10 protein-coding genes, 1 pseudogene and 1 riboswitch are annotated in these 13,268 nt (G+C 66.4%); of the genes and pseudogenes, 7 read left to right on the top strand and 4 right to left on the bottom strand.

Going from position 1 to position 13,268, the window contains the following annotated elements:
• Positions 1-3 precede the first annotated feature (3 nt).
• The 3 genes and pseudogenes from soxB to ACVWY5_RS41385 all read left to right on the top strand — a co-directional run bounded on the left by soxB (position 4) and on the right by ACVWY5_RS41385 (position 3,602).
• A pseudogene (gene soxB / locus ACVWY5_RS41395) lies at positions 4-1,753 on the top strand (thiosulfohydrolase SoxB).
• Positions 1,750-2,205, top strand: a complete 456-nt coding sequence (locus tag ACVWY5_RS41390) for a DsrE family protein (protein WP_028335323.1) — start codon at positions 1,750-1,752, stop codon at positions 2,203-2,205. The pseudogene soxB and the gene ACVWY5_RS41390 overlap by 4 nt, the downstream one beginning before the upstream one ends.
• A gap of 356 nt (positions 2,206-2,561) precedes the next feature.
• Positions 2,562-3,602, top strand: coding sequence for an MBL fold metallo-hydrolase (locus ACVWY5_RS41385; RefSeq protein ID WP_028335322.1), 1,041 nt, complete (start codon positions 2,562-2,564; stop codon positions 3,600-3,602).
• A gap of 90 nt (positions 3,603-3,692) precedes the next feature.
• Here the strand turns inward: ACVWY5_RS41385 and ACVWY5_RS41380 are convergent, their stop codons facing one another.
• From ACVWY5_RS41380 to ACVWY5_RS41370, 3 genes are all read right to left on the bottom strand, one after another.
• Positions 3,693-4,508: an ABC transporter substrate-binding protein gene (locus ACVWY5_RS41380; protein ID WP_028335321.1), complete on the bottom strand. Its 816-nt coding sequence runs from the start codon at positions 4,506-4,508 to the stop codon at positions 3,693-3,695.
• 104 nt (positions 4,509-4,612) lie between these two features.
• The gene (locus tag ACVWY5_RS41375; RefSeq protein WP_028335320.1) at positions 4,613-5,386 is read right to left on the bottom strand and encodes an ABC transporter ATP-binding protein; all 774 of its coding nucleotides are present in this window, start codon (positions 5,384-5,386) and stop codon (positions 4,613-4,615) included.
• Positions 5,383-6,426 carry a FecCD family ABC transporter permease gene (locus tag ACVWY5_RS41370; RefSeq protein ID WP_028335319.1) on the bottom strand — a complete coding sequence of 348 codons (1,044 nt, stop codon included), beginning with the start codon at positions 6,424-6,426 and terminating at the stop codon, positions 5,383-5,385. Before ACVWY5_RS41370 ends, ACVWY5_RS41375 begins: the two co-directional genes overlap by 4 nt.
• Before the next feature lie 112 nt (positions 6,427-6,538).
• A riboswitch (cobalamin riboswitch) is annotated at positions 6,539-6,736 on the top strand.
• 163 nt (positions 6,737-6,899) lie between these two features.
• Here ACVWY5_RS41370 and ACVWY5_RS41365 point away from each other — a divergent pair.
• The 3 genes from ACVWY5_RS41365 to ACVWY5_RS41355 all read left to right on the top strand — a co-directional run bounded on the left by ACVWY5_RS41365 (position 6,900) and on the right by ACVWY5_RS41355 (position 10,583).
• Positions 6,900-9,107, top strand: coding sequence for a TonB-dependent receptor (locus ACVWY5_RS41365; RefSeq protein ID WP_321176906.1), 2,208 nt, complete (start codon positions 6,900-6,902; stop codon positions 9,105-9,107).
• 113 nt (positions 9,108-9,220) lie between these two features.
• Positions 9,221-9,394, top strand: coding sequence for a hypothetical protein (locus ACVWY5_RS41360; RefSeq protein ID WP_167350403.1), 174 nt, complete (start codon positions 9,221-9,223; stop codon positions 9,392-9,394).
• Positions 9,395-9,590: 196 nt separating this feature from the next.
• Positions 9,591-10,583 carry an ABC transporter substrate binding protein gene (locus tag ACVWY5_RS41355; RefSeq protein WP_051376209.1) on the top strand — a complete coding sequence of 331 codons (993 nt, stop codon included), beginning with the start codon at positions 9,591-9,593 and terminating at the stop codon, positions 10,581-10,583.
• Between the two features lie 17 nt (positions 10,584-10,600).
• Here ACVWY5_RS41355 and ACVWY5_RS41350 read toward each other — a convergent pair whose 3' ends face one another.
• Positions 10,601-11,848 carry an ATP-grasp domain-containing protein gene (locus ACVWY5_RS41350; protein ID WP_028335317.1) on the bottom strand — a complete coding sequence of 416 codons (1,248 nt, stop codon included), beginning with the start codon at positions 11,846-11,848 and terminating at the stop codon, positions 10,601-10,603.
• Positions 11,849-12,010: 162 nt separating this feature from the next.
• Between ACVWY5_RS41350 and ACVWY5_RS41345 the strand changes: the two genes are divergently transcribed.
• Positions 12,011-13,249, top strand: a complete 1,239-nt coding sequence (locus ACVWY5_RS41345; RefSeq protein ID WP_028335316.1) for an MFS transporter — start codon at positions 12,011-12,013, stop codon at positions 13,247-13,249.
• Positions 13,250-13,268: the final 19 nt, after the last annotated feature.

Genomic DNA, 13,268 nt, shown 5'->3' with positions numbered 1-13,268 from the left:
ATGATGATCATCCGCCGCCGGGAATTCCTGAAAGCTGCGGCCGCCGCAACGCTGACGGCCGGCCTGCCCCGCCTTGCGCGCAGCGCCGACACCGCCAGCGTCTACGACCTCGAACGGTTCGGCAACGCCCGCATCCTGCACATGACCGACACGCATGCGCAGCTGAAGCCGGTGTTCTTCCGCGAGCCCGGCGTCAATCTCGGCGTCGGCGCGATGGCCGGCCAGCCGCCGCACCTCGTCGGCAAGGCGTTCCTCGACCGCTTCGGCATCCGGCCCGACAGCGCCGACGCCTACGCCTTCACGTGCGTCGAATTCGAGAAGGCCGCCGGCCGCTTCGGCCGGCTCGGCGGCTTCGCCCACCTGAAGACGCTGATCGACAAGCTGCGCGCCGATGTCGGCGAAAAGCGTTCGATCCTGCTCGACGGCGGCGACCTCTGGCAGGGCTCGGCGCTCGCCAACGCCATGAACGGCGCCGACATGGTGGAGGCCGCCAATCTGCTCGGCATCGAGGCGATGACCGGGCACTGGGAATTCACCTATGGCGAGCAGGTGCTGCGCGACAACCTCTCGCGCTTCAAGGGCGAGTTCCTGGCGCAGAACGTGTTCCTGACCGAGGAAGCCGCGTTCAACGACGCCAAGGCGTTCGACCCGGCTTCGGGCCGGGTGTTCAAGCCATCGATCGTCAAGGAGATCGGCGGCCATCGCGTCGCGATCATCGGCCAGGCTTTCCCCTACGTGCCGATCGCGCATCCGAAGCGCTTCACGCCGGACTGGAAGTTCGGCATCCGCGACGAGGAGCTGCAGAAGCTCGTCGACGGCCATCGCAACAACGACAAGGTCGAGGCGGTGATCCTGCTGTCGCATAACGGCATGGATGTCGACCTCAAGCTCGCCAGCCGCGTCACCGGCATCGACGTCATTCTCGGCGGGCACACCCACGACGCGATCCCGATCCCGATCACGGTGACCAATGCCGGCGGCGTCACGCTGGTGACCAATGCCGGCTCCAACGGCAAGTTCATCGGCGTGCTCGATCTCGACCTTGCCAAGGGCAAGGTCGCCAATGTCCGCTACCGGCTGCTGCCGGTGTTCGCCGAACTGCTGAAGCCCGATCCTGCGATGCAGACGCTGATCGACAAGATGCGCGATCCGCATGTCGACGAATGGAACAACAAGCTGGCCTCGGCCGACCGGCTGCTCTACCGCCGCGGCAATTTCTCCGGCACCGTCGACCAGTTGATCTGCGATGCGCTGCTGAACGAGCTCGACGCCGAGATCGCGCTGTCGCCGGGCTTCCGCTGGGGCATCACCACGCTCGCCGCGCCAGCCGCTGACCATGGAAGACGTGCTGTCGGAAACCGCGATCACCTATCCGGAGACCTACGTCGCCATGATGACCGGCAGCCAGATCAAGGATGTGCTGGAAGACGTCTGCGACAATCTGTTCAACGTCGATCCCTATTATCAGCAGGGCGGCGACATGGTCCGCGTCGGCGGCCTCGCCTACACCTGCACGCCGGCCGAGACCGTCGGCAAGCGCATTTCCGAGCTGAAGCTTGGCAACGGCAAGCATCTCGAAGCCGGCAAGCACTACAAGGTCGCAGGCTGGGCCTCGGTCAACCAGCAGAGCGGCGCGCCGATCTGGGATGTCGTCGCCAAACATCTCCGCTCCGGCCGGCCGCCGAACCGCGACGAACCCGGCGTGACGCTGAAGGGCGTCGAGGACAACCCGGGCATCGCGAGGCACGGATGACGCGCCGCGCGCTGATCGCAGCGTTCGGCCTTGCGGCGATCGCGCTGGCGACACCCCTCGCCCGCGCCCAGCTGGCGCCGTTGCAGGACAAGCCGTTCGCCGAGCACAAGGTCGTGCTGCAGCTCTCCGACAACGATCCGAGGAAGCAGGGCCTCGTCATCAGCGTCGCCAACAATCTGATGAAGCATTACGATCCCGACAAGGTCGCGGTCGAGATCGTCGCCTTCGGCCCGGGCATCGACCTGCTCAAGCCCGACAACCCGAACCGCAAGCTGGTCGAGAGCCTGGTCGCGCAGGGCGCGCGGGTCGACATCTGCCTCAACACCGTCGACACGATCGAGCGCGACAGCGGCAAGCGGCCGGACTACATCGCCGCCGCCACCCCCGTGCAGGTCGGCGTCGCACAGATTTTGCTGCTCACCGAGAACGGATACACGCTGGTCCGGCCGTAACTCGTCATCATCGCGAGCCGACGGGTCGCGCGAACGCGCGCCCGCAGGAGCAGGGCTGGCGTTACGTGCGGCCGTAGCTTCGTCTCTTCCACGACCTCGATGCATATCCCGTCATCCCAAGGCGCGAGCCTTGCGGCGCACTTGCGCTGCTGGGCGAGCCTCGAAGGATGCACGGCCCAGATGCCTTGTCCCATTCGTGGAAAGACCCGGGCCCTCCACCCTTCGAGACGCGCACAGAAGCGCGCTCCTCAGGGTGGCGGGATCCGGCTGGGGCGGGGACGGATTTGCTTTGAATAGACCCCATCTATGGAATAATATCCTCCATGTGACTCGGCCCGGAGAATAGGGAAGCCGTCATGATCTTTCGCCAGCTCTTCGACAGCGTATCCGGAACCTATAGCTATCTGCTCGCGAGCCGCGCCGGCGGCGAAGCACTGATCCTCGATCCGGTGCTGGAGAAGGCCGATCGCTACTGCAAGCTGCTGCAGGAACTCGACCTCAGGCTGGTGAAAGCCGTCGATACGCACCTGCACGCCGATCACGTCACCGGCCTCGGCGAGCTGCGCGACCGTACCCAGTGCATCACCATCATGGGCGAGCAGAGCAAGGCCGACGTGGTGTCGATGCGCGTCTCCGACGGCGACAAGGTGACGATCGAGGGCCTTTGCCTCGAGGCGCTGTACACGCCCGGCCACACCGACGATTCCTACAGCTATCTGATGGGCGACCGTGTCTTCACCGGCGACACGCTGCTGATCCGCGGCACCGGCCGCACCGACTTCCAGAACGGCAGCGCGCGGGCGCAGTACGATTCGATCTTCAACCGCCTGCTGAAGCTGCCCGAGGAGACCATGGTGTTCCCCGCGCATGACTACAAGGGCGACACCGTCTCCACCATCGGCGAGGAGAAGCGCTACAATCCGCGGCTGCAGGTCAAATCGATCGACGACTATGTCGAGCTGATGAACAACCTCAATTTGCCGAACCCGAAGCTGATGGACGTCGTGGTGCCCGCCAACATGCATGTCGGCCTGCACCAGGACGAACTCGCCAAGGAAGGCCTCTCCCTCAGCGCGGGCGACGCCATCGCGAGCCTCGGCCGCCCCGATATCCTCCTGGTCGATTTGCGCGAGAGCGGCGAGCGGGCCAAGCACGGCACGCTCGCGGGCGCGCTGCACGCGCCCTATCCGGGGATTTGCGCCACCCTGCAGCCCGGCGGCATGCTGCGCGAGGTCGCCGCCGCAACCGGCCGCCGCGTCGTGTTCTTCTGCGCCTTCGGCGAGCGTTCCGCGATGGCGGTGGCCGCCGCGAAGAAGGCGGGCTTGGCGAACACCGCCCATATCGAAGGCGGCATCGACGCCTGGAAGAAGGCCGGCGGACCCGTGGTGATGGGATGATAGTCGTTCCGGGGCGATGCGAAGCATCGAACCCGGAACCTCGAGATTCCGGGTCTGGTCCTTTGGACCATCCCGGAATGACGGCCATAGTCACTGCATCACGCGCTGCAACTCCTCCGTCAGCCGATCCAGCGCATCCGCCAGCATCACGCCGCCGCACACGGTGAGCCGCTCCGGGAGCACGATGCGCTTGCTTTGCGGATAGAAGCGCTCCAGCGCCGGATGCAGCAGGAAGGCGCGACCGTCATCCTCGGCACGGTCGCCGGCCTCCGACACCAGGATGAAGTCCGGCCGCAGCTTTACGATCGCCTCCAGCGAAGCAAATCCGCCTGCACCGACGCCAAGTTCGCCGGCGGCGTTGGAGAGGCCGGTTATGGCGAGCAGCGAGCTGACGAGGCTGCCGTCACCAGCCACAAAGCCGCGCCGCTCCAGCGGCAGCACGCGGTAATGATGCGTGCTTGCCGCCGCCCGCGCACGCGCGATCGCCGCATCGAGGCGCGCGATCTCGGCCTCTGCGCGATCGGGATGCTGCACCACATCGCCCATCGCGCGGATCTGGTCCTTCACCTCGTCCAGCGTCCGCGGCACCGTGAATTCGACGAGGTGCAGCCCGTGGGCCTTCAACAGATCGCGGGTCGCGCGCTTGTCGAACAGGCTGACCACGACGAGGTCGGGCCTCAGCAGCAGCACGTCCTCGGCCTCGCCGGACAGGCGCGGAAAATTTCGCGCCTTCTCCGCAGCCCAGGATTGCCAGGCATCGCGCGAGAAGCGGCTGAGGCCGATGATCTGGTCCGGATCGGCCAGCGACAGCACGAGCTGGTCGCTGCAGACATTCATCGAGACGATGCGCGGCCCGGCGGCGAACGAGGGAGCGGCTGACGCGAGCCACACGATGAGCGAAAGCATCAGGGCAAGGCAAGATGACGCAAGATAGCGTCCGCGCGAAAACAGCGCCCCTTCCCCCGCAAGCGGGAGAGGTGAACTGAGCTCGTGGAGACGCCGCATCCTCATCACACGTCCGCCCACGGCACGATGACGGCTTCGCGCTGAAATTCGGCGCGATAGGCGCTGATGCGGAACACGCTGGCGAGGACCGCCTCCGACAACGCTTCAGCGGGCGCGCCCTGCGCGGCCAGCCGTCCCTCCGACAGCACCAGAACATGATCGGCGAAGCGCGCGGCGAGTCCCAGGTCATGCGTCACCACGATCACCAGCACACCGGTATCGGCGACGTTGCGCAGCTTCTGCATCACGTCGATCTGGTGGCGCGGATCGAGCGAGGCGGTCGGCTCGTCGGCGAGGATCACCGGCGCCTCCACCGCGAGCACCCGGGCCAGCGCGACGCGGCTGCGCTCGCCGCCGGAGAGTTCGGTGACGCGGCGATCGCTGAATTCAGTGACGTCGACCGCCTGCATCGCGCGCAGCACTGCCTCCATATCCGTCTGCGACAGCCGCGCCGGATCGGTCGCGCCGTGCGGATAGCGGCCGAGCGCGACGATATCGCGTGCCGGCAGCGGCCAGTGCACCATGTGCCCCTGCGGCAGATAGGCGAAACGTTTCGCGCGCTCGCGCAGCGGCAATGACGCCAGCGGATTATCGCCGATCCGGATCTCGCCGCCGGACGGAATCAGACCGGCCAGCGCGCGCAGCAGCGTGGTCTTGCCGGCGCCGTTCGGCCCGACCAGCGCGACCAGATGGCCCGACGGCAGCGACAGCGAGACATCGTGCAGCACCTTGCGGCTGCCGAGCGAAGCATTGAGCGCGGTAGCGGAGAGCAGCGTCATGCCACGCCTCCGCCGAGCGCGCGGCGTTCGCGCATGATCAGATAGAGGAAGAACGGCACGCCGATGATCGAGGTCAGCACGCCGACCTTGATGTCCGAGGTCGAGGGGATGATGCGCACCGCGATGTCGGCGGCGAGCAGCAACGCCGAGCCGGTGAGCGCGCTCGGCACCAAGAGCCGCGCCGGATCGTGACCGATCACGGGACGCATCAGATGCGGCGCAACGAGGCCGATGAAACCGATCGTGCCTGTCACCGCGACCGCGCCGCCAACCCCGAGCGCCACGCCCGTGATCACGAAGAGCCGCAACCGCCCGACATCGACGCCGAGGCTCTGCGCCGCCTCCTCGCCGAGCGTCAGTGCGCGGAAGGCGCTCGCCTGGCTGAGCAGGATGGCGGCGCCTGCGATGATGAAGGGCAGTGCCAGCGCGACGTGCTGGAAGCTCCGGTCTTCCAGCGAGCCGAGCAGCCAGAACGCGATCTCCAGCACCACGAAGGGATTGCTGGAGAGGTTCATCACCAGCGCCGTCGCCGCCCCCGCAAAGCTCGAGATCGCGAGCCCGGCGAGGATCAGGATCAACAGCCCGGCATTGCGGCCGGCGATCGCAAGCAGCGCGAACACCGAGCCGAACGCGGCGATGATCGCCACCACCGGCAGCGCGTAGGAGCGCACATCGGCGAGGCCCAGCGCGATCACCAGCACCGCGCCGAAGGCGGCCGATTGCGGCGCGCCGAACAGCGACGGCGAGGCCAGCGGATTGCGCAGCAGCCCTTGCAGCGCCGCACCGGACAGCCCGAGAATACCGCCGATCGCGAATGCCAGGATGGTGCGCGGCAGGCGGATCTCGCGCACGATCACCTGCGCCACATCGCTGCCGCCGCCGAACAGCGCCTCGATCACCGCGAGCGGCGACAGCCGCACCGGCCCGATGCCGAGCGAGAGCACGCACAGCAGGGCCACGAGCGCGAGCAGCGCCGCGGTGGCGCCCCACCGGCGCCGCGCCGCGACCTCGGCCGCCAAGGCAAAATCCTGCACGCTCATTGGATCCATGCTCTTACAGCGATCGCCGTGGCAGACAAGCGACACTCGACAAAAACCGTGGCCGCCCGGCCATTGCCCGACTTCCGCCGGATTGACTTTGCTACCCGGCCGAACCCTAGATGAACATGACGGTTCTTTCGTGAGATGAAAAGGGAATGCGGTACGGGGAAACTTCCCCAACGCCGCGGCTGCCCCCGCAACTGTATGCGGTGAATCCTTCGTCACAGGCCACTGGGAATCTCGGTCCTGGGAAGGCGACGAAGGGTAACGACCCGCGAGCCAGGAGACCTGCCGTCAGCCGTGGTCACACGCGATGCTGCCGGTCGGGGAGTACAGGCATGAGCTTCACCTGATGCTGTGAGCACGATGGTGAGACTGGTTCGCGGTGACGTGCCACTGACGTTACCGAGACCTCGCTTATGTTCTCCTTCCCTTTCCATCGGCGACACCGCGCGCTTCTGCTCGCGTCGACGATGATCGCGCCGGCAATCCTTTTCTCCGCCGCGCGGGCGCAGCAGGCACCCGCTCCCGATCAGCTGCCGGCGATCGAAGTCACCAAGCCGCGCGACCAGAACGTCACGCGCGCCAGGCCGGCCGCTGACGAAGCGCCGGCGCCGCGACGCCCGGCGCCGGGCACCTCGCAAGGCAACGACACAGGCAGCGGATCGGGCACGACAGCGACCGGCGCGGCCACCGGAACGGATGGCACCGGCGGCGGCCGCCAGTTCGCCGGCATTGTCGGCTCCTCCTCGGCCGTGATCACCGCCGACGACATCGCCCATTCGCCGGTGCAGTCGTTGCCCGAGATCCTCGCGCAGGTGCCAGGCGTGCAGCTGCAAACGCCCTATGGCGGACCGAACGGCGCCAAGACCTCGGTCGACCTGCGCGGCTTCGGCGCCTTCGCGACCGACAACACGCTGTTCCTGCTCAACGGCCGCCGCCTCAACGACGTCGACAAGGCCGGCTTCGACCTCACCACGATCCCGCTCGATTCGATCGAGCGCATCGAGATCACGCGCGGCAACAGCGGCGCGGTGCTCTACGGCGACAACGCGGTGGGCGGCGTCGTCAACATCATTACCAAGACCGGCGTCGGCGGCCCGCCGACGACGATGCGCGCCGAGGCCGGATTTGGCTCGTTCAACACCCGCATGGCCGCGGTCTCCGCGGCGCTCAACTCCGGACCGTGGTCCACCTCGTTCTACGGCAACGGCATAAAGTCCGACGGCTACCGCGTCAACAATGCGCTCGACCAGCGCAACGCCGTCGGCAACATCAACTACACGACGCCTGATCTCACCGCCTTCCTGACCGTCACCGGCAGCGACCAGAAGCTCGGCCTGCCCGGCGGACGGCTGGTCGATCCGTCGATCGGCGTCAATGAGCTGCTCACCGACCGCCGCGGCGCCGCGACGCCCTTCGACTATGCCAACCAGCAGACCGCCAGCGTCACCGCCGGCTTCACCAGGTCGCTGATGAACGGCGTCGACCTCATCGTCGACGGCGGCTGGCGGCAGCGCGAGACGCAGAGCGGCTTCTTCGGCAGGGTGCCGACCATCAGCTTCGCCTCGACCTACAATGACGCCGCAATGCAGACCTGGTCTCTGACACCGCGGCTCAGCGTCAAGAACGTGATGCTGGGCATGCCGTCGACGATCCTGACCGGCATCGACTATTACGATTCGACCTTCCGCGAGGCGCGCGGCGCCTATCAGGGCGTCGATCCCTTCCATATCTACAATATCGAGCAGCAGTCCGTGGCCGGCTATTGGCAACATACGCTGGGCCTGTTGCCGACGACCGACTTCTCCTACGGCGCGCGGGTCCAGAACACCAGCATCTCGGCGCGCGATCGCTACGATCCGAATGCGCCGTTCGCGTTCGATGCACAGGCAGCGCCGCTCGACAGCAACGAGACGCAATACGCGCTGCATGTCGGCGTCGAGCATCGCCTGACCGACACCTTCTCGGTGTTCGGCCGCGCGGCCCGCGCGTTCCGCACGCCAGATGTCGATGAGCGCGTTGCATCAGGGCCGTCATTCGACCCACTGACCTTCGCCCCGATCCCGCAGACCTTCCAACTCAAGACCCAGACCTCGCAGGACGTTGAGGGCGGCTTCCGCGTCAGGACCAATCGCTTCCAGGTCCAGACCAGCGTCTATCTGATGGATCTCGACAACGAGATCCATTTCAACCCGGTGCTGTTCTACAACACCAACCTCGACCCCACCCGCCGCTACGGCTCCGAGACCAGCGCCTCGCTCGGGGTCAGCGACAGCGTAACCCTGCGCGGCGGCATGGCGATCACCCGCGCGGTCTTCCGCGGAGGCATCTGGGCCGGCAACGACGTGCCGCTGGTGTCGCGCTACACCGGCAATCTCGGCGTCACCTGGAATATCTGGCAGAACTACCTGGTGTTCGACGCCACGGTTCGGGCCTGGAGTTCGCGCATCATGGACAACGACCAGGCCAACACCCAGAGCCGGATTCCCGGCAACGCCACCGCCGATATCAAGCTGAGCGGGCAAGTTGACCGCTTCTTCTGGTCGCTGAGCGTGAACAACCTGTTCAACGCGCTCTACTACGACTACGCCATCGCGAGCACGTTCACGGATGGCCGCTTCTCGGCCTATCCGCTGCCCGGCCGCACCTACATGGTCAAGGCCGGCGCGACGTTTTAGAGCGTGATCCGGTGGGGCGGGTGTGCCCTGCCGCACCGTCTCCCGAACATTACAAACGCACGGAAACTGGGGTAGAGTTCCGGCAGCTGATTTGACCCGCGCAGGGGAAACGCATGGCCAAGGCCGGGAAGCAGACCAAGGGCGGCACGAAGATCAAGGACAAGACCGACGACAAGGCGAAGAAGCCTCCGCCACCCGCAGCGCTACAGGACGATGACTATTACGAGGACGGCGACATCGCCACGCCGAAGCTCGACCGCTACGGCAATGATGACGAGCCGTTGTGAGGCGCGGCGAATATCGATCGACAGATCCTGCGCGCAGTCGCGCGCGGCGGCCTGGTAGCTTGCGAGCTACCGAGCCCGGCTCGTCGTCGCCAAGCAGACAATAGGTCGCAGCGGGGTCATGGGCTGGCCCCCCTTCCGGATTGGTTACCATGCTAGGCTCCGCATGGACGCTGGGTCCTTGCTGGGGGGCGGTGCCATGAGATTTGCGAAGGCGGTGCTCACGGTCTTCTGCATCATCGCGTCGATGTGCGACCCGTCCAATGCGCAACAGGCCCCCCGGAAAGTAGGAATCCTCATCAACGGCAGCCCGTCGCCGCTCTTCGACTCCATCAAGAAAAACCTACTGAGCGATTTTGCCGAACGGGGCTATCTCGAAGGACGCGACATCGTCATCGAACCGCGATTTGCCGAATCGAAGCTCGAGCGCCTTCCGGGCCTCGCCTCGGAGCTGGTCGGCGCGAATGTGGATGTCATCCTCGCACTCGGTGGCCCGGCGGCCGTAGCGTCGCAGAAGGCCACGTCGACGATCCCCGTGATCTTTGCGATCGTCACCGATCCGGTTGCATTGAAGCTTGTCGCCTCGATGGAAAAACCGGGAGGCAACGTCACGGGCCTCACGAATCTCGATCCGCAGCAGGCCAGCAACCAACTCAAAATTCTGAAGGAGGCACTCCCCGGGATCAAGCGCGTTGCGATTCTCAGTGATCAAACGATCCCCGGCGCTGATGAACGCGGGCTTGCTCCGATTGACCGCGCCAACGAGGCCGCAGCCAAGGCGTTGGGGCTGGAGTCGCAAATCGTGAAGGTCAAGAGTGCGGACGATCTGGAAGCCGCGATCGCCGGGATGGCAAAGGAAGGCGCGGAGGCGCTGCTGGTCCTGGAAGTGCCGGTACCCTGGAGCAATCGAAAACGAGTCGGTGAACTGGCCATGAAGAACCGCTTGCCGGCAATGTTTCCCGGCGGCCAGGCGGACGCGGGCGGGGTGATTACCTATGGCGCCAACGTCGCCGATACATGGCGCGAGTTTGCGACGTTTGCCGACAAGATCTTCAAGGGAGCAAAGCCGGGCGACCTGCCGGTCGGCGTCGTCACCAGGCGAGAGCTGATTTTCAATCTCCAGGCAGCCCGGGCGGTGGGCGTCGAGATTCCATCGGAGCTATTGAAGCGCGCAGACAAGATCGTGCAGTGAATTCGCACTGAAGGATACTAGCGGAAATCGCCGTTTTCGATCGCCTTGATGCTGCCGCGATCGAGCAGATGCGCGCCAAAGCCGCCGCGCGCCAGCGATGAGGCGATCTGCGGCGATGCCAGCAGCAGCACTGTCGTCATCGCCAGCGGCACGGCACTGAGCCAGTCGAGCCGCACCGGCGTCAGCTCTTCGCTGCTTCCCCGATAGTGTCCTTCGCCAGTGGCGATGCGGCCGCATTCCCGGATCAGGTCACGCCGCGTGCCATCGCGCGACGCACTGCCGAGCAGCGCCTGCATCGCCAGATGCGTCCGCACCCCGGCGCGCCCCTCGGCCAGCGGTGCCGGCATCTCGCCGCGCGAGACGCGCAGCAGCAGATCGACCAGATCGACGCCCGACTGAAAGGCGTTCATCGGCTCGACCAGCCGCGGGTTGCAGTCGATCAACAGCGGCGTCGCGCTGTCGAGCGGCATGATGACGTCGACCGAGAGCGCACCGTGCCAACCAAGATGCGCGCCGATGGTCTCGAGGCCGGCGCGGATCGCCGGCCGGCTCACGCTCTCCTTGATCGCCTCGCCGCCGCCGACACCGGCCGCAATCTGGCGGTAGGCATGGAAGCCGACAAGCGTGCCATGGCAGAACACCGACTGCGCCTTCTCGACCGTGCCGGTGATCAGATCCTGCGCCAGCACCTCGCCGGCAAAATCGCCTGAGGACTCGAGGTCGTAGAGCGCGCGATTGAGATCGCTTGCGTCGCGCACGAACCAGACACCGCGGCTGGCGGTGCCGACCGACGTCTTCACCACGGATGGAAACCGCACCGCCTCGCGCAGCTCCTCGGCCGAGGTCACGATCCGGGTCGGCGGCTGCGGCAGACCGAGCCGATCGAGCAGGCGGCTGAAGCCGGCCTTGCTGTGCACGGCGCGATAGCTGGCGAAATCCGGCAGCGCGAGGCCGGTACGTGATGCCAGCCCCGCCGCGGCGCGGGCGAACAGAAATCCCTGTTCATGGGTCGGCAGCAGCACATCGAAACGCCGCGACGCCAACAGGCGCTCGACGAAGCGCAGGAAGCCGGCCGGATCCGACCGCAGCGGCGGACAATGGTGGTATTTGCGGACGAAGCGGGAGTAGCGCGCCAGGCACCAGCGCGAGGGGTCACAAACCTCGACGTGATGGCCGGCCAGGCCCAGGATCGTGATCGCCTCGCGGCCGGAGGTGCTGGAGCCCTCCGACACCAGCACGCGGAGCTGCTTTTTGGCGTCGATCATGGCCGATCATCGCCGTGCCGCCGTGCTTTGTCGCCGCATTTAATGCCGCATGTGTCGATCCGGCACGCCCACGCCGGGGGCAGCCATGCGCCTGCGTTCATGGACAATTAGCGGCCAATCTCTATTTTCGGCGGGCTTTCCGGAATTAGGGTTTTCAGACACATGGTCGACGTTCTGGCCGCACCGCAGCAAGCGAAAGCCGACAGTGCGCTGCGCACGCTGACGGGGATTTCGGTCGCCCATTGGGTCAGCCATTTCCATATCTTCGTGCTGCCGATGTTGTTCCCGTTCCTGAAGCAGCAGCTCGGCGTCGGCTATGTCGAGCTCGGCCTGGCGCTGACGGTGTTCGCGGTGGTCTCCGGGCTGACCCAGGCGCCGATCGGCTACCTCGCCGATCATATCGGCGCGCGCAAGATCCTGTTGATCGGACTGACCGTCGGCGGCTGCGCGCTGATCGGGCTCGGCCTGCATCTCAGCTATACGTCGCTGATCGTCTGCGCGGTGCTGCTTGGCCTCGCCAACAGCGTCTATCATCCGGCCGACTATGCAATCCTCTCGGCGCATATGGACGAGGCGCGGATGGGCCGCGCGTTCTCGATCCACACCTTCGCCGGCTTCCTCGGCGGCGCGGTGGCGCCCGCGATCATGGCGGCACTCGTCGCCTCGATCGGCGGCCTCGGCGCGCTGATCGTCGCTGGCGCGGTCGGTCCGCTGGTGGCGCTGTTCCTGATCGTGCTCGGCATTCCCGATGCCGGCGCCAACAAGAACAAGGCAAAGGACGACGCGGCGCCGAAGGCGAGCGTGATCACGCCGGCGCTGATGGTGCTGACGGCCTTCTTCACGCTGCTCAGCCTGTCGACCTCGGGCATCAACAATTTCGGCGTGGTCGCACTGATGGGCGGCTACGGCGCGTCGTTCTCGACGGCCAATATCGCGCTGACCGCATTCCTCGGCGCCAGCGCGGCCGGCGTGCTTGCCGGCGGCTATCTCGCCGACTGGACCCACCGCCACAGCCAGGTCGCCGCGGGCTGCTTCGCCGTCAATGCCGCCCTCGTGCTGCTGATTGCGCTGCTCGACCTGCCGCCGGTGGCGCTCACGCTGGCGATGGGGCTCGCCGGATTCCTCGGCGGCGTAATCGCGCCGTCCCGCGACATGATGGTGCGCAACGCGGCGCCCCCCGGCGCCGCCGGCCGCGCCTTCGGCATCGTCTCCACCGGCTTCAACTTCGGCGGCATCGTGAGCCCGCTGCTGTTCGGCTGGATCATGGACCAGCACATGCCGCACTGGGTGTTCGGCGCCTCGGTGGTGTTCATGGTGCTGACCGTGCTGCTTGCCCTCGTCACCGAGCGCAAGCCGCAGGCTTCGGGATATCAGGCCGAGACCGCCAGCCCGCGCGCCTGACGCGCGAAACGTTGTGCAC

The sequence above is a fragment of the Bradyrhizobium sp. USDA 3256 genome (genome assembly GCF_054058275.1).
Note: the sequence above shows the minus strand (reverse complement) of the source record. Positions and strands in the feature narration are given on the sequence as shown.